Here is a 22,186-nt window from a genome sequence, read left to right on the forward strand (position 1 = left end):
CACGTGACGCCCCGCGAGACCCGCGCTGCTGACGCAGTTGGAGCCCGACCGGCCGACCCTCAGGTACGCAGCAGCATCGACGTTCCGCCCGACCTGGTTGTGGGCTTGCTCGGCTCGGCCGACGAGAATTTGAGGGCACTCGAACGCACCCTGACCGCCAGCCTGCACGTGCGCGGCAACACGGTCACCCTGGCGGGCGAGCCCGCCGACGTCGCCGTCGCCGAGCGGGCCGTCTCCGAGCTGGTGGCGATCGTCGCCAATGGGCAGCCGTTGACTCCCGAGGTGGTGCGCCACAGCGTGGCGATGCTGGTCGGTGCCGGCAACGAGTCGCCGGCCGAGGTGCTGACTCTGGACATTCTGTCCCGCCGGGGAAAGACGATCCGGCCCAAGACGCTCAACCATAAGCGGTATGTCGATGCCATCGACGCCAACACCATCGTCTTCGGGATCGGCCCGGCCGGCACCGGAAAGACCTACCTGGCCATGGCCAAGGCGGTCCATGCGCTGCAGACCAAGCAGGTCAACCGCATCATCCTGACCCGTCCTGCCGTGGAAGCCGGTGAGCGCCTTGGCTTCCTGCCGGGCACGCTGAGCGAAAAGATCGACCCGTACCTGCGGCCGCTGTATGACGCTTTGTACGACATGATGGATCCCGAGCTGATCGCGAAGCTGATGTCGGCGGGCGTCATCGAGGTGGCGCCGCTGGCGTATATGCGCGGTAGGACCTTGAACGACGCCTTCATCGTCCTCGACGAGGCGCAGAACACCACTGCCGAGCAGATGAAGATGTTCCTGACCCGCCTGGGTTTCGGATCCAAAGTCGTTGTCACCGGGGATGTCACCCAGGTTGACCTTCCGGGCGGCGCCAGGTCTGGGCTGCGCGCGGCGGTCGACATCCTCGACGATATCGACGACATTCACATCGCCGAACTGACCAGCGCGGATGTGGTGCGCCATCGCCTGGTCTCGGAGATCGTCGACGCGTATGCGCGATACGAGGAGCCGGGCTCGGGGATGAACCGGGCGGCTCGGCGGGCGTCGGGCACCCGCAATCGTCGATGATGGTGCGGTGAGCTTCTTATGAGCATCGAGGTATCCAACGAGTCGGGCATTGACGTCTCCGAGACAGAACTCGTCAGCGTGGCACGATTCGTGATCGGCAAGATGGACGTAAATCCGGGCGCCGAGCTGTCGATGGTGCTGCTGGATACCGCCGCGATGGCCGACTTGCATATGCGCTGGATGGATCTTCCCGGGCCGACAGACGTGATGAGCTTTCCCATGGACGAGCTGGAGCCCGGCGGCCGCCCCGATGCCCCCGAGCCCGGCCCGGCGATGCTCGGCGATATCGTGCTGTGCCCGGAGTTTGCCGCGGAGCAGGCGGCCGCGGCCGGTCACAGCCTGGGCCATGAGCTGGCGCTGCTGACGATCCACGGCGTGCTGCATCTACTCGGCTACGACCACGGTGAGCCAGACGAGGAGAAGGAGATGTTCGCCCTGCAGGACCGGTTGCTCGAAGAGTGGGTGGCCGAGCAGGTGCAGGCCTACCAGCAGGACCGTCAGGACGAACGGGATCGCCGCCTGCTGGACAAGTCAAGATATTTCGACGAGCCGTGAAAGGTCTGCCTCAGCTGCTCGGTGCGATCGCATTGGTCGGTCTGGGCGGATTGTTCGCCGCCATTGATGCCGCTATCAGCACGGTGTCACTGGCCCGGGTGCAGGAACTGGTGCGGGAGGCACGCCCCGGTGCGGTGGCCCTGTCCAAGGTGATGGAAGATCGACCGCGCTACATCAATCTGGTCGTGTTGCTGCGCATCGTGTGTGAGATCACCGCGACCGCGCTTCTGGTGGTGTTCTTCCGGCACAACCTCAGCATGAACGGGGGATTGTTCCTCGCGGCGGCCATCATGGTGGTGACCAGCTTCGTCGTCATCGGGGTGGGTCCGCGCACGTTGGGTCGCCAGAATGCGTATTCCATCTCGCTGGGTACCGCTGTTCCGTTGCAGGTGATTTCGTGGCTGCTGATGCCGATCAGCCGGCTTCTGGTGCTCTTGGGCAACGCGCTGACCCCGGGCCGGGGTTTCCGTAATGGGCCGTTTGCATCCGAGGTTGAGTTGCGTGAAGTCGTCGACCTGGCGCAGCAGCGCGGTGTGGTTGCCGCAGACGAGCGCCGGATGATCGAATCGGTCTTCGAGCTTGGTGACACCCCGGCGCGGGAGGTGATGGTGCCGCGCACCGAGATGGTGTGGATCGAAGGTGACAAGTCGCCCAGCCAGGCGATGACCCTGGCGGTACGAAGCGGACACTCCCGCATTCCGGTGGTCGGCGAGAACGTTGATGACATTCTTGGTGTGGTGTATCTCAAAGACCTTGTGCAGCAGACATTCTGCGCGCCCGACCAGGGACGCAAGATTGACGTATCAGACCTCATGCGTCCCGCGGTGTTCGTGCCGGACTCCAAACCGCTGGATGCCTTGTTGCGCGAAATGCAGCATGACCGCAATCACATGGCGCTGCTGGTCGACGAATACGGGGCCATAGCGGGATTGGTGAGCATCGAAGACGTGCTCGAGGAGATCGTTGGTGAGATCGCCGACGAGTACGACGAAGCGGAGACGGCGCCCGTAGAGGCTCTGGGCGACAAACGATTTCGCGTATCGGCGCGACTGCCGATCGAGGATGTGGGGGAGTTATACGGGATCGAGTTCGACGGCGATCTCGATGTCGACACCGTAGGTGGCCTGCTGGCTCTGGAGCTGGGCCGGGTGCCCCTGCCAGGCGCTGAGGTGATATTCCACGGCCTGCGCCTGCGTGCCGAGGGCGGCCCCGACCACCGGGGCCGGGTAAGGATCGGCACCGTGTTGGTAAGTCCGATGGAAACCGAAGAGACCGACGGCGCGGGCGATGGCGCCGCGGAAACCGGTGCCGATGGCTGAGCCGCTGGATGCGCAAGTCGTCACGCTGGTGACGCTGGCGCGCGCCGAGGCCGACAGCGGTGCCGCCCTGCGCGATGTCGACGGCCGCACCTATGTGGCTGTGCCCGTGGGCCTGTCGACACTCACGGCGCCACCCGAGTTGTCGCCGATTGCCTTGATGATGACCGATAGTTCTGGGGAACCCTGTTATGACGTCTGAATTCCATTCCGGCTTCGTGTGTTTGGTCGGCCGACCGAACACCGGCAAGTCGACGCTGACCAATGCCCTGGTTGGCACCAAAGTGGCGATTACCTCGATGCGGCCGCAGACCACTCGGCATACGATTCGCGGGATTGTCCATCGGGACAGCTTTCAGATCATCCTGGTCGACACCCCGGGGCTGCACCGGCCGCGGACTCTGCTGGGCAAGCGGCTCAACGACTTGGTGCGCGACACGTACTCCGAGGTCGACGTGATTGGGCTGTGCATCCCGGCTGACGAATCGATCGGCCCGGGCGACCGCTGGATCATCGAGCAGATCGCTGCCACCGCGCCCAGGGTGAAGTTGGTTGTCATCGTCACCAAGATCGACAAAGTGCCCAAGGACCAAGTGGCCGCGCAGCTGGTCGCGGTCAGCGAATTGGTGACAAACTCCGCGGAGATCGTTCCGGTATCGGCGGTGACCGGCGCCCAGGTCGAGGTGTTGATCGACGTGCTGGCCCGCACATTGCCGCAGGGGCCGGCCTACTACCCCGACGGCGAGCTGACCGATGAGCCCGAAGAGGTTCTGATGGCCGAGCTGATTCGTGAGGCGGCTCTCGAGGGCGTGCACGACGAATTGCCCCATTCGCTGGCGGTGGTGATCGACGAGGTCAGTCCGCGGGAAGGGCGGGAAGACCTGATCGACGTCCATGCCGTGCTGTACGTCGAGCGGGACAGCCAAAAGGGGATCATCATCGGCAAAGGCGGTGCCCGGTTGCGTGAAGTGGGCACCGCGGCGCGAAGTCAGATCGAGAAGTTGCTAGGCACAAAGATCTACCTCGACTTGCGCGTCAAGGTCGCCAAGAACTGGCAGCGCGATCCCAAACAGCTAGGCCGACTTGGTTTCTAGCGCCGCGGCGGCCGGACACTGTGGATTGGGGGAGTGCTGGTCCCGGTGTTCCACCACACCTTCGGTTGCTTGGTCGCCCAGCCGCTGACCGCTTCCAACTCGGCGGCCAGCGAGATGAGCAGGCCTTCGCTCTCGGCCGGTCCCATCAACTGAACCCCGATCGGCAGACCGTCGACGGTGAACCCCGCGGGCACGTTGATCGAGGGCCAGCCCAGCAGATTCCACGGCCAGGTCAACGGGCATGCGGCAATGATGGCGCGATCGGTGGCCAACCCGCCCATATCGTCGAACGCGCGGGCCAGCGGCGGTGGCTGTGCGGTCGTCGGCGCCAAAACCACATCGACGATGTCGAAGATCGATCCCACCCGCCGTTGGGCGGCCGCTTCGTGGTGGCGCGCGTTGCGCAGAATGGCCTGCGAAAGCGCGTGCCCCGCGCGCATATTGGTCACCGTGCGGGGGTCCAGCGTGACACCGTCGCCCAGGCACTCCGCCCATTCCCACAGACCTGCGGTGGAGCGGGCGAGAAAGTCCCACGACAGCCGCAGGCCGTAGTCGGGGTTGCCCCGCTCCACGGTGTGGCCGAGCAGTTGGAGCTGTTCGCCCACTCGCCGCGTCGCAGCCAGGATCTCCGGATGCAGCTTGGCTCGAAAACCCGTGTAAGGGAACCGGGTTGACATTGCGATCTTCAATGGCCCGGGTGCAATACCGACGTAGTCGGATGCCGTCAAAGGTGCCGGCTTGTGCAGATCTCCCTCGACGTTGCCCGACGCCGCGTCCAGTACCAGGGCGGCGTCGGCAACCGTTCTGGCCAGCACGCCGTTGACCGTGATGCCGTTGAACGTCTCGGGCCACGGCCAGGTCGAGATGCGACCGCGTTGCGGCTTGATGCCCACCAAGTGGGTCCAGGCTGCGGGAACGCGGATGCTTCCGGCGCCGTCAGAGCCGATCGCAGCAGTGACCAGGCCCGCGGCCACCGCCGCCGCACTACCACCCGATGAGCCGCCCGGTGTGTGCCGTCGTGCCCACGGGTTGCGGGTGTGCCCGAATCCGGGACCACTGGTGAATGGCCACTGGCCTAATTCGCAGGTATTGGTCTTGCCGATGATCACCGCGCCGGCCGCCTTCAGACGGCGAACAACCTCACTGTCGTGGGCGGCTGGCCGGACGTATCCCTGGGTGCCGAACGCGGTCGGCACACCGGCAACGTCGACGTCGTCCTTGACCGCGATCGGGATGCCCAGCAGCGGCGCGGCATCCCCGGCGGCTCGCCGCCGATCCGCCGCCGCGGCATCGGCCAGCGCGGACTCGGTAAGCACCACCCGAAACGCGTTCAGGGTGGACTGGCTCACCTCGATCTCGCGCAGGGACCTGCGCGTCAGCTCAACGGAGGTCACCGAACCGGAGGCCAGCTGGTAGAGCAGGTCGGTGAGGGTAGGCAGGCGCGGGCCGCCGGACCCGGAAACGGCCCCGGAAGCGAACCCAGAAGCGCCAACCACGGGGTACGAGACTATCGGCGCGGATACCGGCGATGTCGCGGTGGGGTGCGAAACTATTGTGATGCGGCTGTATCGAGACCGGGCTGTTGTGCTGCGCCAGCACAAGCTCGGTGAAGCCGACCGGATCGTCACCCTGTTGACCCGCGACCACGGGCTGGTGCGAGCGGTGGCCAAAGGTGTGCGGCGTACCCGCAGCAAATTCGGTTCCAGACTCGAACCGTTCGCGCACATCGATGCGCAATTGCACCCCGGTCGCAACCTCGACATCGTCACCCAGGTCGTCTCCATCGACGCCTTTGCCGCCGACATCGTCAACGACTACGGCAGGTACACCTGCGGCTGCGCGATGCTGGAAACCGCCGAACGCCTCGCCGGGGAGGAGCGTGCGCCCGCCCCGGCCCTGCACCGCCTGACGGTGGGTGCGTTGCGGGCGGTGGCTGACGGCAGCCGGCCTCGCGATCTGCTGTTGGATGCCTACCTGCTGCGTGCCATGGGCATCGCAGGCTGGGCGCCGGCGCTGACCGAATGCGCCCGCTGCGCCACGCCCGGTCCACATCGGGCCTTTCACATCGCGGCCGGGGGCAGCGTCTGCCCGCATTGCCGTCCGGCTGGCTCGACGACACCGCCGCTGGGTGTGCTGGACCTGATGTCCGCGCTGCATGACGGCGACTGGGAGGCCGCCCAGGGGGCGCCGCAATCGCACCGCAGCTACGTCAGCGGGTTGGTGGCCGCGCACCTGCAATGGCATCTGGAACGCCAGCTCAAGACGTTGCCGCTGGTGGAGCGGTTCTACCAGGCTGACCGATCGGTTGCCGAACGTCGCGCTGCGTTGATCGGGCAGGATAGTGAATGTGGCTAAGAGCGCCCGGCGACTGAAGTCCGCCGACTTCCCACAGCTGCCTCAGGCGCCGGACGACTATCCGACCTTTCCCGATGCGTCGAGTTGGCCGGTCGTTTTCCCGGAGCTGCCGCTGTCGCCCGATGGCGGTCCGCGCCGGCCGCCGCAGCACGTCTCCAAAGCGGCCGCGCCACGGATTCCGGCCGACCGGTTACCCAACCACGTCGCCATCGTGATGGACGGCAATGGGCGGTGGGCCACCGAACGTGGGCTGCGCCGCACCGAGGGGCACAAGATGGGTGAGGCGGTGGTGATCGACATCGCCTGCGGTGCGGTCGAACTTGGGATCAAGTGGCTAAGCCTCTACGCCTTTTCCACCGAGAACTGGAAGCGCTCCGCCGAGGAAGTCCGCTTCCTGATGGGCTTCAATCGCGACGTCGTACGGCGACGCCGCGACGTCCTCAATCAAATGGGTGTTCGGATCCGCTGGGTGGGTTCGCGGCCGCGGCTGTGGCGCAGCGTCATCAACGAACTGGCGGTAGCCGAAGCAATGACCAACAACAACGACGTCATCACCATCAACTATTGCGTCAACTACGGTGGCCGCACCGAAATCGCCGAAGCTACCCGAGACATCGCCCGCGAAGTCGCTGCGGGCAGATTGAACCCGGAGCGGATCACCGAGTCCACCATCGCCCGTCACATGCAGCGACCCGACATCCCCGACGTCGACCTCTTTCTGCGGACCTCGGGGGAGCAGCGCTCCAGCAATTTCATGCTCTGGGAATCGGCATACGCCGAGTACATCTTCCAAGACAAGTTGTGGCCCGACTACGACCGGCGCGACCTGTGGGCGGCCTGCGAGGAATATGCCTCCCGCAATCGACGGTTCGGGAGCGCCTAGTGCCCTCCCTGCAGGATCGACTGGCATCGATACTTCGCGACGTTCTCCCCGTCGAGGAGGAACCCGACGGCGCGCTGACGGTGCGCCACGACGGTACGTTCGCCTCGCTGCGAGTGGTCAACATCGCCGAGGATCTTGATTTGGTATCGCTGACTCAGATACTGGCCTGGGATCTGCCGCTGACCAAGAAGATCGGCGATCTACTGGCCAACCAGGCGCGTGACACCAACTTCGGCGCCGTCACCACGGTTGAGAAGGTCGCCGACAAGGCTGTGCAGCGCAACGCCGGGAAGGGTTCGGCGAAGACGCTCCCGAAGACCGTGGACGTGATGCTGCGCTACAACTTCCCCGGCGCCGGCCTGACCGACAACGCGTTGCGAACCCTGATTCTGCTGGTCCTAGACAGTGGGGGCCAGATCCGCGGCAAGCTGACTTCCTAGCGCAGCGCCGCGGCTCCGTGCCGGCGGCAATCTGAGCAGGTGCCGAACATCTCGATGGTGTGGCTGACGTCGGAGAAGCCGTGCCGGTCGGCCACGTTGGCAGCCCAGGTCTCGACTTCATGGTCGGCCACCTCGATGGTGGACCCACAGCCGCGGCACACCAGATGGTGGTGATGGTGCTGCGAGCACTGCCGGTAGACCGATTCACCGGTGTCGGTGCGCAGCGTGTCGACCGTTCCAGCGGATGCCATCGATTGCAGGGTCCGATAGACGGTGGTCAGGCCAATGTTCTCGCCGCGACGGCGTAGTTCGTCGTGCAGTTCTTGGGCGGAACGGAAGTCATCGACTGTTTCGAGCAATGTCGAAATCGCCGCTCGCTGCCGGGTTGAACGCACGCTTGTGCCGGTCATGCCGAATCCTCACCGGCGTGGGCGACCGCATCCACGACGATGTGCGCCAGGTGCTGATCGACAAGCCGATAGAGCACCTCGCGGCCGGACCGTTCGCCGGTCACCACGCCGGCGGCCTTGAGGATCTTCAGATGTTGGCTGACCAGTGGCTGTGGTACGCCCAATGCATCAACCAGTTCGTGAACGCAGCGCTGGGCTTCACGCAGCTGCAGCACGATGGCGATTCGCACGGGTGCGGCCAGAGCGCGCAGTAGCTCGCCGGCGCCCTCGAGGATTTCTCGCGGCGGCGGCGCGGGAAACGCGGGATGCTCGGCGAAGTCGCCAACATCGTGTTCGTGACGGGAAACGAAGTCGTCGTGGGCGGCCGTCGAAGGTGAGGGCGACGTCGCCATGTATTGAGTCACCGCCTCGATGAGAGCACATAATCGGACCGGGCCGGACTGCTGCCGAAGCGGCGTGCGGCTGACTTCCACTGTCACATGCATGATGATGCATGTCAAAGACCGCCGTGCCGATCGCTACCATGGCTGAGGTTTTTGTGCGCGGTGGCTTACCGGCGCACGAGTTTGCCCAATCGGGAAGGGAGTGGGTTGCCCCGTGGCGTCTGTCATTGACACCGTGGTGAACCTGGCAAAACGGCGAGGCTTGGTCTATCCGTCCGGTGAGATCTACGGCGGTACGAAGTCTGCGTGGGACTACGGTCCGCTGGGGGTCGAACTCAAGGACAACATCAAACGGCAATGGTGGCGGTCGGTGGTTACCGGCCGCGACGACGTGGTCGGACTGGACTCGTCGATCATCCTGCCGCGCGAGGTCTGGGTGGCATCGGGCCACGTTGAGGTCTTCCACGATCCACTGGTGGAGTCGCTGATCACCCACAAGCGATACCGGGCCGACCATCTCATCGAGGCCTACGAGGCAAAACACGGTCAGCCGCCGCCGAACGGGCTCGCTGACATTCGCGATCCCGAAACCGGCGAGCCCGGCCAGTGGACCGAACCACGCGAATTCAACATGATGCTCAAGACCTACCTCGGCCCCATCGAAACCGAGGAGGGGTTGCATTACTTGCGTCCGGAAACGGCGCAGGGTATCTTCGTCAACTTCGCCAACGTGCTGACCACGTCGCGTAAGAAGCCGCCGTTTGGCATCGGTCAGATCGGCAAGAGCTTCCGCAATGAGATCACCCCGGGCAACTTCATCTTCCGCACACGCGAGTTCGAACAGATGGAGATCGAGTTCTTCGTCGAGCCGTCCACGGCCAAGGAATGGCACCAGTACTGGATCGACACCAGATTGCAGTGGTACGTCGACCTCGGTATCGATGCCGAGAACCTGCGGCTATTCGAACACCCCAAGGAGAAGTTGTCGCACTACTCCGACCGCACTGTCGACATCGAATACAAGTTCGGCTTCGTCGGCAATCCATGGGGAGAGCTGGAGGGTGTCGCCAACCGGACCGACTTCGACTTGTCCACCCACTCCAAGCATTCCGGTACCGAACTGTCGTTCTACGACCAGGTCGAAGACGTTCGCTACACGCCCTACGTCATCGAGCCGGCAGCGGGGCTGACCCGTTCGTTCATGGCATTCCTGATCGACGCCTACACCGAGGACGAAGCTCCGAACGCCAAGGGCGGGGTCGACAAGAGAACCGTGCTGCGGCTGGACCCGAGGCTGGCGCCGGTCAAGGCAGCGGTGCTGCCGTTGTCACGGCACGCCGACCTGAGCCCCAAGGCGCGCGATTTGGCCGCCGAACTGCGCAAGTACTGGAACATCGATTTCGACGATGCCGGTGCCATTGGGCGGCGCTACCGGCGCCAAGACGAGATCGGCACCCCGTTCTGTGTGACGGTGGACTTCGACTCCCTCGAGGACGACGCCGTCACCGTGCGTGAGCGTGATGGCATGACCCAGGAGCGGATCGGGATCGCCAAGGTCGCCGACTACCTGGCGCCGCGTCTGAAGGGCTGCTAGACGCCGGGTCGGTCGGCGCTGTCGCCGGTTTGGTGTGCTTGCCGGCGCACCCGCGGCGGGAGTCTCGGCACCCGGTTGGGTGTTCTATCTGCCATCGCCCCTCGATGGCATGTCGGGCCGGCTGTCGCCCCGGGATCGTGACCTGACCCGCGGCCCGGTTGGTGGCCGGTGGGTGCCGGTGCGTGTCGGTCGCGGTAACGCTCGGGTGTGCGGTTGAGAATATCCCGTTGAAGGAGGGGCGATTCTGATGAATTTCGCGGTGTTGCCGCCGGAGATTAATTCGGTGCGGATGTTCTCTGGTGCGGGGTCTGAGCCGATGTTGGCGGCGGCGGCGGCCTGGGATAGGTTGTCGGCGGAGTTGGCGGCGGCGGAGTCGTTTGCGTCGGTGACCTCGGGTCTTGCGGGTGCGGGTTAGGCGTGGCAGGGTGCGGCGGCTTCGGCGATGGTGGCTGCGGCGGGGCAGTATGCGAGTTGGCTGGGGGCGGCGGCGGCGCGGGCCGCGGGGGCGTTGGCGTCGGCGAAGGTGGTGGCCTCGGCGTTTGAGGCGGCGCGTGCGGCGATGGTGCATCCGTTGGCGGTGGCGGCTAATCGCAATGGGTTTGTGCAGTTGGTGATGTCGAATTTGTTTGGTGAGAATGCGCCGGCGATTGCGGCGGCGGAGGGTGTGTACGAACAGATGTGGGCCGCTGATGTGGCGGCGATGGCGGGGTATCACGGTGGGGCTTCGGCGGCTGCTGCGCAGTTGAGTTCGTGGCAGGGGATGGTCTCGGGTGTTTTGTCGGGTGTGCCGGGTGTGTCGGGGTTGGTCGGCGGCGCGGCGCCCGCGGCCGCGGCGGTCACCACACCGCTAGCCGGCGCCGCACAAGCGGTTGCGTCCCAAGCGGCCAGCGTGGTGCCCGCGCCGCTTCAGGGCATCAACCTCGGTTTCGGCAACATCGGTTCTCTCAATTTGGGCAGCGGAAACATCGGCGACGGGAACCTGGGCAGCGGCAATATCGGCAACATCAACTTCGGTAGCGGAAATATCGGCGGCACCAACCTGGGTGGTGGCAACCAGGGTGACTTCAACCTGGGCAGCGGCAATATCGGCAACTTGAACCTCGGTAGCGGTAACTTCGGTAGCCAAAACCTCGGTAGCGGCAATATCGGTAGCATCAACTTCGGTGTCGGAAATATTGGCAAAACCAACATCGGTAGCGGCAATATCGGCGACACGAACTTCGGCAGCGGAAACAAAGGCAGCCTCAACTTCGGAAGCGGCAATTCCGGTAGCAATAATATCGGCTTCGGCAACTTCGGCAGCAGTAATTTCGGTTTCGGAAACACCGGTAACAACAACATCGGATTCGGGCTGACGGGTGATGGTCAGTTCGGGATCGGCGGATTGAACTCCGGTAGCGGCAACATCGGCTTCTTCAACTCGGGCTCGGGCAACCTCGGCTTTGGGAATGCGGGGAACTCGAACACCGGTTTCGGTAATGCGGGCGACGTGAACACCGGCTTCTGGAACGGTGGCAGCATCAATACCGGCGTCGGGCATGCCGGTGCGACCAACTTCGGATTCTTCGATTCCGGTAACTACAACGCCGGCAGCTTCAACGCTGGAACCTCAAACACGAGCTTTGGTAACTCCGGCGACGTGAACACGGGCTTCCTCAACGCGGGAAACATCAACTCTGGCTTCGGTAATGCGGGCAACGTCAACACCGGCTGGGCAAATGCCGGTGACATCAATACGGGCGGATTCAACGGGGGCGTCCTTAATACCGGATTCTTTAGCGCGACGACCCACGCTGGCCCCAACTCTGGCTATTTCAATGTCGGTACGGGAAACTCGGGCTTTGGCCACAACGACCCATCTGGCTCCGGGAACTCGGGCCTACAGAATTCAGGCTTCGGTAATTCGGGGTACGTGAACACCAGCACCACGAGCACCTTCGGTGGTAACTCCGGGGCGCTGGATACGGGTTACGGAAATGCTGGCTTCTACAATGCGGCTGTTCAGAATGCGGGCTTTGTCATCGCGGGTGTCAACACCTCGGGCATTCTCAGCTCCGGAACAGTTAGCTCAGGTCTGGTGGTCTTTGGCGACGGGCTGTCGGGCTTCTTCAAAAACGTTCTTTAGCGGCGCGCCCTTGGCCTAGGGCGTGTCTGCTTAATGTGAATGGTGTTTTGGCTGATGCTGTTTGGGTGATGCGGACGCATGCGATTTCTGATGATTTGTGGTCGCTGATCGTGGCGGTGTTGCCTGCGGGGCGGCGGCGTGGCCGGCCGTGGAACGATCATCGACGTACTCTGGAGGGCATTATCTGGCGTTACCGTACGGGATCTCCGTGGTGTGACCTGCCCGAGCACTTCGGTCCCTGGCAATCGGTGGCCGAGAGGCATCTACGCTGGTCGGTCGATGGCATCTACGCGCGGATCTTCGCGGCGATCGCCTCTGACCTCGACGCCGAGGACGCCGACCTGGGCGCACTGTTGTCGGTCGATTCGACCAGTGTGCGCGCCCACCAACACGCAGCCGGAGCGCCCCGGGCGCCGCACAGGGGGATCTGTCGAATTACAAGAAATATCTCGATGAGCCCGATGACCACGCCATTGGGCGTTCCCGCGGCGGGCTGACTACCAAGATCCACGCCTTGACCGACCAGCTGTGCAGTCTGGTCACCCTGGCACTGTCGGCCGGTCAAGCCGGTGATAATCCGATGCTTTGGCCATTGCTGGCCGCCCGGTGCAGCAACTCATACGCCCCGTTTCGCCTGCTGGCGGACAAGGCGTACTCCCATGACTCGACGCGGGCACAGCTGCGCCGGCTCAAGATCGCCCATACCATCCCCGAGCGCAGCGACCAGATCACCCGCCGCAAAGCCAAAGGCCGCAACAGAGGACGGCCTCCGGGGTTCTCAGGCCGAATCTACAAGCACCGCAACACCGTCGAGCGAAGCTTCAACCGGCTTAAACACTGGCGCGCGGTCGCCACCTGCTACGACGAATACGCCCTGACCTACCTCGGCGGTGTCACCCTGGCCGCCATCATCACCTACCACCGCGTCCGCAATTAGCAGACAGGACCTAGTCGGCGGCGCCGACGCGAGCCGCAGTTGCCTTGTGCTGTCGCACTTCACGAGCTCGGGCATGGGTGGGGCGGGGGCGCTGGTTGGTCGGCGCCTCCGGGACAGGCCGCCCGGCTCTCGAGAGTTCTTGAGGGCTCTTAAGGGGTAGTCCATGCGGAACCGCAATCCCGGCTGGGGTTCGGTGAATTGTTCGGCTGACGCAGCGGCGACAGAGCAGCGCGCATGTTGCCGCACTTGATGAGCGGACGAATTCATCTCCGATATGGCCGTCGCCCAGGCGGCGAATCAAACTCATAGCACAGTGAATTCACAGCTAGTCCGGGCAGTTGTCGGCTGAGTGGGCGGCTGCGATGAGATGGTCCCGTGATGCAGCCATACCCGTTCACTTGCGTATATCCGTAATTCATCAGCGGCGCTTTGCGCAACGGCGAGATTTTTGCTGTGATTTACATTACGATCCGCCAGTAGGTTCCTGTGCGTATTGGGGGTCGCTGTGGTTGGTTGGTTGTCGGAGCCGTTAGTGCGGCTGATTGGTTGGGGGTTGTGATGATTTTGGACTTTGCGTGGTTGCCGCCGGAGATCAATTCGGCGCGGATTTTCTCGGGTGCGGGTTCTGGGCCGTTGCATATGGCTGCGGCGGCGTGGGAGGGGCTGGCTGCGGATTTGGCGGCGTCGGCGGCGTCGTTTAAATCGGTTATTTCGTCGTTGGCGTCGGGGCCGTGGTCGGGTCCGGCGTCGGTGTCGATGGCGGCTGCGGCGGCGCCGTATGTGGGGTGGTTGGATGCGGCGGCCGGGCAGGCGGCGGCTGCTGCGAGTCAGGCTCGGGTGGCGGCGACGGCGTTTGAGATGGCGTTGTCGGCCACGGTGCATCCGGCGGCGGTGACTGCCAATCGGACGTCGTTGGTGTCGTTGATCACGACGAATTTCTTGGGTCAGAACACGCCGGCGATTGCGGCTACTGAGTTCGACTATGTGGAGATGTGGGCTCAGGATGTGGGCGCGATGGTTGGTTATGACGCGGGGGCGACTTCGGTGGCCGCGGCGTTGACGCCGTTTAGCATTCCGCCGTTGGATTTGGCGGGCCTGGCGGCGGGGATCAATGCGCAGGTTGCTGGGGCGGCTACGGCGATGACGGCGGCGATTTCCCCGGCGGCGCAGGGTGCGATCGCTGGGCTGCCCGGTGTGGTGGCGGGAGTGCAGTCGGCGGCCGCGGCGGTGCCGTTGCAGTCGGTCATGCAAGTTGCCCAGATTGGCATGTACCCGGCCAGCATGATGATGTCGCCGATGATGCAGCTGGGCAGTTCGGCGAATACGGCGGGGTTGGCCGGTACCCAGGCGGCGGGATTCGCCGCTGCTGACATGCCCAAGATGGTGGATGCCGTCAGCCCGATGAAGGGCCTCGGTGGTGCGGGTCTGGGTGCGGGGATGGCCGCGGATTTGGGTAAGGCTCGGTTGGTGGGTGCGATGTCGGTGCCGCCGACCTGGGAGGGGTCGATTCCGAAGGGGTTGTCGACGACTGCGATGGCCGGGATGGGCGCGATGCCCGAGGTGGCTGGGGCAGGCGGGGCTCCGATGGGGATGATGCCGATGCCGATGGGTATGGGTGGTGCCGGGGCGGGTATGCCTGGCGGGATGTTGGGTCGTGGGGGCGCGAGTCCGCACGTGGTGCAGTCGCGGCCGAGTGTGGTGCCGCGGATCGGTGTCGGATAAGCGGGGGGTGATTGGTCGGGGTTTCGGGTTTGCGGTACTTGGTCGGGTCTGAATGTCTTTTGGGAAAGGGGAATAGGCAGTGACTACTCGGTTTATGACTGACCCGCATACGATGCGGGACATGGCGGGTCGTTTTGAGATGCATGCGCAGACGGTTGAGGATGAGGCCCGCAAGATGTGGGCGTCGTCGCAGAACATCGCCGGCGCGGGCTGGAGCGGTATGGCGTCGGCGACTTGGCTGGACACCATGGGTCAGATGAACACGGCCTTCCGCAACATTGTGAACATGCTGCATGGGGTGCGTGACGGGTTGGTTCGCGACGCGAACAACTACGAGCAGCAAGAGCAGGCTTCGCAGCAGGTTTTGGGTAGCTAGGAGGGGTTGGGGCGATGACGATCAATTACCAGTTCGGTGATGTGGATGCCCATGGGGCGCTGATTCGGGCTCAGGCGGCGGCGTTGGAGGCTGAGCATCAGGCGATTGTGCGTGATGTGTTGGCCGCTGGGGATTTCTGGGGTGGTGCCGGGTCGGTGGCGTGCCAGGAGTTCATCTCGCAGTTGGGCCGTAATTTCCAGGTGATCTACCAGCAGGCCAATGCTCACGGTCAGAAGGTGCAGGCTGCCGGTAACAACATGGCCAGCACCGACTCCGCGGTGGGTTCGAGCTGGGCATAGCCGGCCAACCAGTCGGCGATCAGGGGCGCGGGTGACACGCAGGCGAGCTGCGGCACCCGCGCCGCTGCCCTATCAAGACCAGCACCCCGCACCAAATTCGTTGTACTGCAATAGGTTCAAGTTCCTCCGAGCTTGACGTATCGGTGCGCGCCGGCCCGGTGAATTGATGGTCGGGGGCCCTTCACGGGGCCAAACCCTAGTCAGATGTGGCCCATCCCGCTGGTCATGAGGAATACGCCGAGCACGGCGATGACGACGCCAACAAGCTGCTGCCGTCGGGCTTTGACGTAGCTATGGAGCGAGGACATGATTCGGCCGGTGCTCGCTGGCGCGGCCAATTGGCTGGCCAGCGGAAGCTCGATGAAGGCCAGCGCGATAAGGGTGTAGATTCCGGCCGCACTGACTTGGGTACCTGCGGCAGCACCGGACGGCAGAATCGCGGTGAGCGCCGCCAAGAATCTGAAATCGATCAGCATTGCCGCCCCGAGAAGGAACGCCATCCGCAGCCGGCGCGCCTCCAGCGCAAACTGGGCGCGCATCGACAAGCGTGCGAACGTGGTCGATGTCAGGACCTGCCAGTGGGATGAATTGCTGCCTGGCACGCCGAATTGCGCGCGTTGGCGCGGTGAAATACCGACCGCAAGTCCCGCGATCAGCAGTGCCAGCACGCCCATTGCGATCTGAATATGCCCGGCCGCCGAGCTGGCTGTGGCATGTTGAACTCGCTGCATGGTTTCCAGCGTGAACTCGCGCAGTCCAAACAGGACATCTAGCGCCAGCGTGACGCAAGTGGTGATGCCGCCCAGCCAGAACGCGATCAGCTGGCCCAGGGGGCGAGGGCGCGATGACAGCAGGACGCTGATCCCGAGCCGCACCGGGTCGGCTGTCGCCACAAGAGCTAACACCAGCACCGTGCACCACATGGGAACGGACGCTACAACGACCGCGTGGGTTACGAAACCCATATCGATGATCGATTTTCCGATCACGACCGGATTACTCGAGCCGCGAATCTTTTCTGGCTTCAGAATAAGATCCTAGTTGCTCAAGTTTGTCGATACTTGTGTGGATGGGTAGCCTCTGAATAGGGGAAACTCTGTGTTGTTGGGGCCGGAGGCGGGGCGAGAAATGGCTCTATGAGGGATCGATTAGGAATGTGAGACTAGATAAATTTTTGTCGTGATGCCTTTTAAAAAATGTCGTTCCGCAGTTAGTGGCTATCGCTGCGTCGAGCGGCCCGCGGGCGCCGATGCCACCGTGGCCCGCCGGCCTGCGCTCGGGGGATCAACCCCGTGATCCTTCGAAGGATCGCCGGGCCTTGCGGTTGTTGGTAGCTGGTTGCCGATGATCGACGGCGCGACCCCGGCGGTGGTTTTGACGGCATTTGAATGCAATTCAGGCGACCTGTGAGTTGCCCGAAATCTGTCAAAAAACGCCGCATTGTGCTGCCGAAGCGAACGGCGAACATAGTTGCCGGTAACCAAAACCCAGAACGACACGCCGGTCGGCCTGCCGCTGTTGACCGCCTCCGTAACACTACCGTGATCTGAAGTGTTTTCAGGGAGGCGATTAGATGAGCGGCAACCCGTTCCGAGGAATGTCGCGCCGGGAGTTCATCGCCAAGATGACGGGCGCTGGTGCCGCGGCATTGCTGATGGACTATGCGGGGCCCGTCATCGAAAAGGCATATGGTGCCGGGCCGTGCTCAGGTCAGCTCACTGACATCGAGCACATCGTGCTGTTGATGCAGGAGAACCAGTCATTTGACCATTACTTCGGCACCCTCTCCAGCATTCGGGGTTTCAGCGACCCATCGCCGGCGTTTCAGCAAAAAGATTGGAACCCCAGGACGCAGGCGCTGGACCCAGCAGGGACCACCATTCCGTTCCGGCTCGACACCACCCGCGGCCCTTTCTTGGACGGCGAGTGTGTCAACGACCCGGAGCACCAATGGACCGCAATGCATCTCTCGTGGAACGGCGGCGCCAACGACAACTGGTTGCCCGCTCAGGCGAATACCCGCACGGGGCCCTACGTCCCGATGACAATGGGCTACTACACGCGCCAAGACATACCGATCCACCATTTTCTGGCCGATACGTTCACAATCTGCGACGGCTACCACTGCTCGCTGTTGACCGGCACTTTGCCCAACAGGTTGTACTGGATGAGCGCCTGGAATGACCCGGCTGGCACCAACGGAGGGCCCCAACTCGTCGAACCCGGCTTTCTGCCGCTGCATCAATACAGCTGGCGCATCATGCCGGAGAACCTCGAGGACGCCGGCGTGAGTTGGAAGGTCTACCAGAACAAAGACGCGGGGCGCTTCATCAATACCCCGATCAGCAACAATGGCCTGGTCCAGGCCTTCAAGCAGTCCGGTGATCCGCGGTCGAACCTGGCCAGGTACGGCATCGTGCCGGGCTACCCGGTGGACTTCGCCGCCGACGTCAAGGCCAACAGACTGCCGAAGGTTTCTTGGTTGGTGCCGAACTTCCTGCAGTCCGAACATCCCGCGCTTCCGGTCGCGTTGGGCGCTGTGGCCATGGTGACGGCGCTGCGGATCCTGCTGTCCAATCCCGCGGTGTGGGAGAAGACGGCCTTGATCATCAGTTATGACGAGAATGGTGGCTTTTTCGATCACGTGACCCCGCCGCCGGCGCCCCCCGGGACGCCCGGGGAATGGGTAACGGTGCCGGACATCAATTCAGTCCCGGGGTCGGGCGGAATCCGCGGACCGCTGGGGCTGGGCTTCCGAGTGCCCTGCATTGTTGTGTCGCCGTTCAGCCGCGGGGGCTTGATGGTCCATGACATCTTCGATCACACCTCGCAGCTGAAGTTGATCAGCAAGCGATTCGACGTGCCAGTGCCCAACCTGACCGCGTGGCGAGATGGCGTGGTCGGCGACATGACCTCAACGTTCAACTTCGCAACCCCGCCAAATCCGTCGCGGCCCAATTTGAGTCATCCGCTTCTGGCGGCGGTGCCAAAACTCCCGCAATGTATCCCGAACGTGGTGCTGGGAACCTCGGATGGAACTTTCCCTGCCATCCCATATCGAGTGCCCTATCCCCAGTCGATGCCCGGCCAGGAAAGCACCCCGGTGCGTGGGATTCCCAGCGGATTGTGTGTGTGACCAGAGCGCACTGAGGCGATCGCGGTACCGACGACACCCGGCGCGTCCTGATGGTGCGCCGCGGGTTCGCCCTGGCCGGCGTGATCCGGCGAAGTTCTGTGGATTCGATTGGCGGGCAATGGAATTGGCCGCTACCGGCGCAGTCGCATCATCGGTCGCTCCGATGTCTGAAAATGCTTGTGCGGCAGGGCCGATGCGCGAGAACCCGTCATTTCCACCGCGGCGGCGGGGATAACACGCGCGCAAGATTGCGGCGCCATGCAACGGTTGGGCCCGGTTCACGCATACGCGCGCTATTGGACATGGCAACAATCCCCGGATGACACGCCGGTCGGCATTTGTCGCCTGTGTGCGTCCTCAACATAAGGTGACCCACGACACGCGAAGGAGTGCGCATGGTGAGCCGAGACGCGTTCGCCGGAATGTCACGTCGAGAATTTATGGCTAAGGCCACCGGGGTTGGCGCCGGCGCTTTTCTCACAGACTGGGCCGCTCCGGTGATTGAAAAGGCTTATGCGGCCGGTCCGTGTTCCGGACATCTGACCGATATTGAGCACATCGTGTTGTGTCTTCAGGAAAACCGGTCTTTTGACCACTGTTTCGGCTCGCTCTCGAGTGTGGACGGGTTCGACACCCCAACGTCGTTGTTTCAGCAGAAGGGTTGGGACCCGCGGACACAATCGGTCGATCCGGCCGGTACCACGGTGCCCTATCGCATCGATACGACCCGGGGTCCCAACGGAGTTGGCGAGTGCGTCAACGATCCCGATCACCAGTGGATCGCCGCCCACCTGTCTTGGAATGGGGGCGGCAACGACGGCTGGTTGGCCGCGCAGGCCAGGACGCGGTCGCAAGCCAATACGCCGGTGGTAATGGGTTATTACGCACGCCCGGACATACCCATCCATTACCTGCTGGCCGACACCTTCACGATATGCGACCAGTACCACTCGTCGCTGTTGGGCGGGACAATGCCCAATCGGCTGTACTGGATCAGTGGAACCGTCAATCCTGACGGTGACAAAGGCGGCCCTCAAATCGTCGAGCCGACTATTCAGCCGAAGTTGACATTCAGCTGGCGTCTGATGCCAGAGAATCTCAGCGATGCCGGTGTCAGCTGGAAGGTCTACAACAGCAAGTTGCTCGGCGGGCTCAACGACACATCGCTGAGCCGCAACGGATATGTGGGCAGCTTCAAGCAGGCGGGAGATCCGCGGTCGGATCTGGCCCGCTACGGCATTGCGCCGCGTTATCCCGCCGACTTTGTGCTCGACATCATGAACAACCGGTTGCCGCAGGTGTAGTGGGTCGTCCCCCTGACCGTCGAGTCCGAGCATCCCTCGTTCCCGGTCGCGGTCGGTGCGGTCACCATCGTCAACTTGATCCGGGCCTTGCTGCGAAACCCGGCCGTGTGGGAGAAGACCGCGCTGATCATCGCCTACGACGAACACGGCGGCTTCTTCGACCACGTGACGCCGCCGACGCCGCCGGAGGGTACGCCTGGTGAATGGATCCCCCCAACGGTCGACATCAACAGGGTCGACGGGTCCGGCGGTATCCGCGGGCCGATTGGCCTGGGCTATCGAGTGCCTTGCTTTGTCATTTCTCCCTACAGCCGCGGCGGACTGCTGGCTCACGAGCGGTTCAACCACACTTCGCAGCTGCAGCTGATCGGCAAGCGATTCGGGGTGCCGGTTCCCAACCTGACCCCATGGCGGGCCAGCGTGACCGGGGACATGACTTCTGCATTCAATTTCGCTGTCCCGCCCAACCCCTCGCCGCCCAACCTCGACCATCCGGCCAAACAACTGCCGAAGCTGATCAACTGCGTACCGAATGCGGTGTTGGGATTTCTCAACGAAGGGCTTCCGTATCGGGTGCCTTATCCCCAGACGACGCCCACACAGGAGTCCGGACCGGTGCGTGGCGTCCCCAGCGGCATCTGTTAGTCGCTGAATAGCTGCCTATGCCAAAGGGAGCCCACCGCCATCGCAGCCGGGCGGCATGGGGCCCACGCGGCGCTGGTCGAGGGGCAGGTCGAGCCGGCGCCGGCCGGACCGTCGTGAGCCGTTCGCTGTGCAAGTCGCACATCGAGCGGTGTCCGTCTGGGCCCCCAGAAAATTCGATCAATCGGGGCATATGGCCCGCGATATTGGCTTACGATGCGGGTGCTTGGTGGTTTGTATTTCGCCATTGAGAGTTGGGGTCTTGAGATCGGCACTGGAAGGGGACAGCGTGCTATTGCCTCTTGGTCCGCCCTTGCCACCTGATGCTGTGGCGGCTAAACGGGGTGAGTCGGGGCTGCTCTGCGGCTTGTCGGTTCCGCTCAGCTGGGGTACGGCCGTTCCGCCGGATGACTACGACCATTGGGCACCGGAGCCTGAAGAAGGCGCCGAGGCCGTGGTCGAAGAAAACGTGGATGCGGCAGCTGCCGGTACCGACGAGTGGGACGAGTGGGCGGAATGGAGGGAGTGGGAGGCAGCAAATGCCGAACCTCATTTCGAGATGCCCCGTACCAGCAGCGTGATACCGAATTCGCCGGCGGCCGGTTGAGAGAGAGGGGGAAGACAGTCATTCCTTCACGATTGATTGGCGGCTTGGGGATCCCGCAGTCGGCAATACCAACAATCAATCTGCATGAGTAGTCCCAGGTAACTGAGTCGAGAGAATTAGGAGAAAGGCAAGATGGCAACACGCTTTATGACCGACCCGCACGCTATGCGGGACATGGCGGGCCGTTTCGAAATGCACGCCCAGACCGTCGAGGACGAGGCCCGCAAGATGTGGGCGTCCTCGCAGAACATCGCCGGCGCGGGCTGGAGCGGTATGGCTTCGGCAACCTCGCTGGACACCATGGGTCAGATGAACACCGCTTTCCGCAACATCGTCAACATGCTGCACGGCGTGCGTGACGGTCTCGTTCGCGACGTGAACAACTACGAGCAGCAAGAGCAGGCCTCCCAGCAGGTCCTCCGCGGCTAACGTCCACCGCAGCGAAAGCTGTTGCAGCCATACACTTTTACAAGCTAAGGAGAACAGGTTCAATGACAATTAACTACCAGTTCGGCGATGTCGACGCCCACGGCGCCCTCATCCGCGCACAGGCCGCTTCGTTGGAGGCCGAGCACCAGGCCGTCGTTCGCGATGTGCTGGCTGCCGGTGACTTCTGGGGTGGCGCCGGTTCGGTGGCTTGCCAGGAGTTCATCACCCAGTTGGGTCGCAACTTCCAGGTGATCTACGAGCAGGCCAACTCGCACGGCCAGAAGGTTCAGGCTGCCGGCAACAACATGGCGCAAACGGACAGCGCCGTCGGTTCCAGCTGGGCCTGATAGGTCTGGAGAAGTTTCGGTTCGCGGCGGCGCACCGCTGACCGGTGCGCTCGCCCTACCGAAAATGTGCACGTCCATGTACGGGTACCCAGTGCCCGCACGTGGACGTGCACATTTTTGTGCCTGATGTTCCCTGTGCCTAATGGTTCCCGTTGTCCGCAACCAGCCGA

At 63.5% G+C, this 22,186-nt stretch carries 20 protein-coding genes and 3 pseudogenes; 19 read left to right on the top strand and 4 right to left on the bottom strand.

What is annotated here, in order from left to right; all coding sequences use genetic code 11:
* Nucleotides 1-3: 3 nt before the first annotated feature.
* From G6N41_RS14695 to era, 5 genes are read left to right on the top strand one after another with little or no spacing between them, the layout of a single operon-like run.
* Nucleotides 4-1,062 carry a PhoH family protein gene (locus tag G6N41_RS14695; protein WP_198913202.1) on the top strand — a complete coding sequence of 353 codons (1,059 nt, stop codon included), beginning with the start codon at nucleotides 4-6 and terminating at the stop codon, nucleotides 1,060-1,062.
* Nucleotides 1,063-1,080: 18 nt separating this feature from the next.
* Nucleotides 1,081-1,617, top strand: a complete 537-nt coding sequence (ybeY, locus tag G6N41_RS14700; protein ID WP_011741360.1) for an rRNA maturation RNase YbeY — start codon at nucleotides 1,081-1,083, stop codon at nucleotides 1,615-1,617.
* The gene (locus tag G6N41_RS14705) at nucleotides 1,614-2,936 is read left to right on the top strand and encodes a hemolysin family protein (RefSeq protein WP_198913203.1); all 1,323 of its coding nucleotides are present in this window, start codon (nucleotides 1,614-1,616) and stop codon (nucleotides 2,934-2,936) included. Before ybeY ends, G6N41_RS14705 begins: the two co-directional genes overlap by 4 nt.
* On the top strand, nucleotides 2,929-3,135 hold the full coding sequence (locus G6N41_RS14710) for a hypothetical protein (protein ID WP_020730333.1): 207 nt from the start codon (nucleotides 2,929-2,931) through the stop codon (nucleotides 3,133-3,135). The genes G6N41_RS14705 and G6N41_RS14710 overlap by 8 nt, the downstream gene beginning before the upstream one ends.
* Nucleotides 3,125-4,027, top strand: coding sequence for a GTPase Era (era, locus tag G6N41_RS14715; RefSeq protein WP_020730334.1), 903 nt, complete (start codon nucleotides 3,125-3,127; stop codon nucleotides 4,025-4,027). The genes G6N41_RS14710 and era overlap by 11 nt, the downstream gene beginning before the upstream one ends.
* Here the strand turns inward: era and G6N41_RS14720 are convergent.
* A complete protein-coding gene (locus G6N41_RS14720; RefSeq protein WP_012395290.1) occupies nucleotides 4,024-5,523 on the bottom strand; it encodes an amidase in 1,500 nt (499 codons plus the stop codon). The genes era and G6N41_RS14720 overlap by 4 nt on opposite strands.
* A gap of 61 nt (nucleotides 5,524-5,584) precedes the next feature.
* Between G6N41_RS14720 and recO the strand changes: the two genes are divergently transcribed.
* From recO to G6N41_RS14735, 3 genes are read left to right on the top strand one after another with little or no spacing between them, the layout of a single operon-like run.
* A complete protein-coding gene (recO, locus tag G6N41_RS14725; protein WP_012395289.1) occupies nucleotides 5,585-6,382 on the top strand; it encodes a DNA repair protein RecO in 798 nt (265 codons plus the stop codon).
* A complete protein-coding gene (locus G6N41_RS14730; RefSeq protein WP_198913204.1) occupies nucleotides 6,375-7,265 on the top strand; it encodes a decaprenyl diphosphate synthase in 891 nt (296 codons plus the stop codon). The genes recO and G6N41_RS14730 overlap by 8 nt, the downstream gene beginning before the upstream one ends.
* Nucleotides 7,265-7,705, top strand: a complete 441-nt coding sequence (locus tag G6N41_RS14735; RefSeq protein ID WP_012395288.1) for a hypothetical protein — start codon at nucleotides 7,265-7,267, stop codon at nucleotides 7,703-7,705. Before G6N41_RS14730 ends, G6N41_RS14735 begins: the two co-directional genes overlap by 1 nt.
* Here the strand turns inward: G6N41_RS14735 and G6N41_RS14740 are convergent.
* A complete protein-coding gene (locus G6N41_RS14740; RefSeq protein ID WP_198913205.1) occupies nucleotides 7,702-8,115 on the bottom strand; it encodes a Fur family transcriptional regulator in 414 nt (137 codons plus the stop codon). The two genes, G6N41_RS14735 and G6N41_RS14740, sit on opposite strands and share 4 nt — an antisense overlap.
* Nucleotides 8,112-8,507, bottom strand: a complete 396-nt coding sequence (locus tag G6N41_RS14745; RefSeq protein ID WP_011741352.1) for an ArsR/SmtB family transcription factor — start codon at nucleotides 8,505-8,507, stop codon at nucleotides 8,112-8,114. The genes G6N41_RS14740 and G6N41_RS14745 overlap by 4 nt, the downstream gene beginning before the upstream one ends.
* Nucleotides 8,508-8,700: 193 nt before the next feature.
* Between G6N41_RS14745 and G6N41_RS14750 the strand changes: the two genes are divergently transcribed.
* The 6 genes and pseudogenes from G6N41_RS14750 (at nucleotide 8,701) to G6N41_RS14775 (ending at nucleotide 15,551) form a co-directional block, all read left to right on the top strand.
* A complete protein-coding gene (locus G6N41_RS14750) occupies nucleotides 8,701-10,092 on the top strand; it encodes a glycine--tRNA ligase (RefSeq protein WP_198913206.1) in 1,392 nt (463 codons plus the stop codon).
* A 247-nt stretch (nucleotides 10,093-10,339) separates the two neighbouring features.
* A pseudogene (locus G6N41_RS14755) lies at nucleotides 10,340-12,217 on the top strand (PPE domain-containing protein).
* Between the two features lie 65 nt (nucleotides 12,218-12,282).
* A pseudogene (locus G6N41_RS14760) lies at nucleotides 12,283-13,154 on the top strand (IS5 family transposase).
* Nucleotides 13,155-13,712: 558 nt separating this feature from the next.
* On the top strand, nucleotides 13,713-14,876 hold the full coding sequence (locus tag G6N41_RS14765; RefSeq protein WP_198913207.1) for a PPE family protein: 1,164 nt from the start codon (nucleotides 13,713-13,715) through the stop codon (nucleotides 14,874-14,876).
* Between the two features lie 79 nt (nucleotides 14,877-14,955).
* Complete coding sequence (gene esxM, locus G6N41_RS14770; RefSeq protein WP_198913208.1) at nucleotides 14,956-15,252, top strand: type VII secretion system effector EsxM; 297 nt, start codon at nucleotides 14,956-14,958, stop codon at nucleotides 15,250-15,252.
* A 14-nt stretch (nucleotides 15,253-15,266) separates the two neighbouring features.
* Nucleotides 15,267-15,551 (top strand): WXG100 family type VII secretion target, encoded by a 285-nt coding sequence (locus G6N41_RS14775; RefSeq protein ID WP_012395280.1) that lies wholly within the window; start codon nucleotides 15,267-15,269, stop codon nucleotides 15,549-15,551.
* Between the two features lie 200 nt (nucleotides 15,552-15,751).
* Here the strand turns inward: G6N41_RS14775 and G6N41_RS14780 are convergent, their stop codons facing one another.
* On the bottom strand, nucleotides 15,752-16,540 hold the full coding sequence (locus tag G6N41_RS14780) for a GAP family protein (protein WP_198913209.1): 789 nt from the start codon (nucleotides 16,538-16,540) through the stop codon (nucleotides 15,752-15,754).
* Nucleotides 16,541-17,124: 584 nt separating this feature from the next.
* On the opposite strand from G6N41_RS14780, the gene G6N41_RS14785 reads away from it, so the two are divergent.
* The 5 genes and pseudogenes from G6N41_RS14785 (at nucleotide 17,125) to G6N41_RS14805 (ending at nucleotide 22,016) form a co-directional block, all read left to right on the top strand.
* Nucleotides 17,125-18,687 carry a phospholipase C gene (locus tag G6N41_RS14785; RefSeq protein WP_198913210.1) on the top strand — a complete coding sequence of 521 codons (1,563 nt, stop codon included), beginning with the start codon at nucleotides 17,125-17,127 and terminating at the stop codon, nucleotides 18,685-18,687.
* A gap of 422 nt (nucleotides 18,688-19,109) precedes the next feature.
* Nucleotides 19,110-20,636: pseudogene (locus G6N41_RS14790) on the top strand (phospholipase C).
* Between the two features lie 286 nt (nucleotides 20,637-20,922).
* Nucleotides 20,923-21,240 carry a hypothetical protein gene (locus G6N41_RS14795; protein ID WP_012395276.1) on the top strand — a complete coding sequence of 106 codons (318 nt, stop codon included), beginning with the start codon at nucleotides 20,923-20,925 and terminating at the stop codon, nucleotides 21,238-21,240.
* A 132-nt stretch (nucleotides 21,241-21,372) separates the two neighbouring features.
* Nucleotides 21,373-21,669 carry a type VII secretion system effector EsxM gene (esxM, locus tag G6N41_RS14800; RefSeq protein WP_198913211.1) on the top strand — a complete coding sequence of 99 codons (297 nt, stop codon included), beginning with the start codon at nucleotides 21,373-21,375 and terminating at the stop codon, nucleotides 21,667-21,669.
* Nucleotides 21,670-21,731: 62 nt separating this feature from the next.
* Nucleotides 21,732-22,016 carry a WXG100 family type VII secretion target gene (locus G6N41_RS14805; RefSeq protein WP_198913212.1) on the top strand — a complete coding sequence of 95 codons (285 nt, stop codon included), beginning with the start codon at nucleotides 21,732-21,734 and terminating at the stop codon, nucleotides 22,014-22,016.
* The last annotated feature ends 170 nt before the right edge of the window (nucleotides 22,017-22,186 follow it).

Origin of the sequence: Mycobacterium shottsii (genome assembly GCF_010728525.1) — a bacterium.
Classification (GTDB): Bacteria; Actinomycetota; Actinomycetes; order Mycobacteriales; family Mycobacteriaceae; genus Mycobacterium; species Mycobacterium marinum.

Excerpts from the sequence above, each read along its gene's own strand:
- ybeY (WP_011741360.1), top strand. The coding sequence starts at position 1,081 with ATGAGCATCGAGGTATCCAACGAGTCGGGCATTGACGTCTCCGAGACA.
- G6N41_RS14710 (WP_020730333.1), top strand. The coding sequence starts at position 2,929 with ATGGCTGAGCCGCTGGATGCGCAAGTCGTCACGCTGGTGACGCTGGCG.
- era (WP_020730334.1), top strand. The coding sequence starts at position 3,125 with ATGACGTCTGAATTCCATTCCGGCTTCGTGTGTTTGGTCGGCCGACCG.
- recO (WP_012395289.1), top strand. The coding sequence starts at position 5,585 with ATGCGGCTGTATCGAGACCGGGCTGTTGTGCTGCGCCAGCACAAGCTC.
- G6N41_RS14740 (WP_198913205.1), bottom strand. The coding sequence starts at position 8,115 with ATGACCGGCACAAGCGTGCGTTCAACCCGGCAGCGAGCGGCGATTTCG.
- G6N41_RS14745 (WP_011741352.1), bottom strand. The coding sequence starts at position 8,507 with ATGGCGACGTCGCCCTCACCTTCGACGGCCGCCCACGACGACTTCGTT.
- G6N41_RS14765 (WP_198913207.1), top strand. The coding sequence starts at position 13,713 with ATGATTTTGGACTTTGCGTGGTTGCCGCCGGAGATCAATTCGGCGCGG.
- G6N41_RS14775 (WP_012395280.1), top strand. The coding sequence starts at position 15,267 with ATGACGATCAATTACCAGTTCGGTGATGTGGATGCCCATGGGGCGCTG.
- G6N41_RS14785 (WP_198913210.1), top strand. The coding sequence starts at position 17,125 with ATGAGCGGCAACCCGTTCCGAGGAATGTCGCGCCGGGAGTTCATCGCC.
- esxM (WP_198913211.1), top strand. The coding sequence starts at position 21,373 with ATGGCAACACGCTTTATGACCGACCCGCACGCTATGCGGGACATGGCG.
- G6N41_RS14805 (WP_198913212.1), top strand. The coding sequence starts at position 21,732 with ATGACAATTAACTACCAGTTCGGCGATGTCGACGCCCACGGCGCCCTC.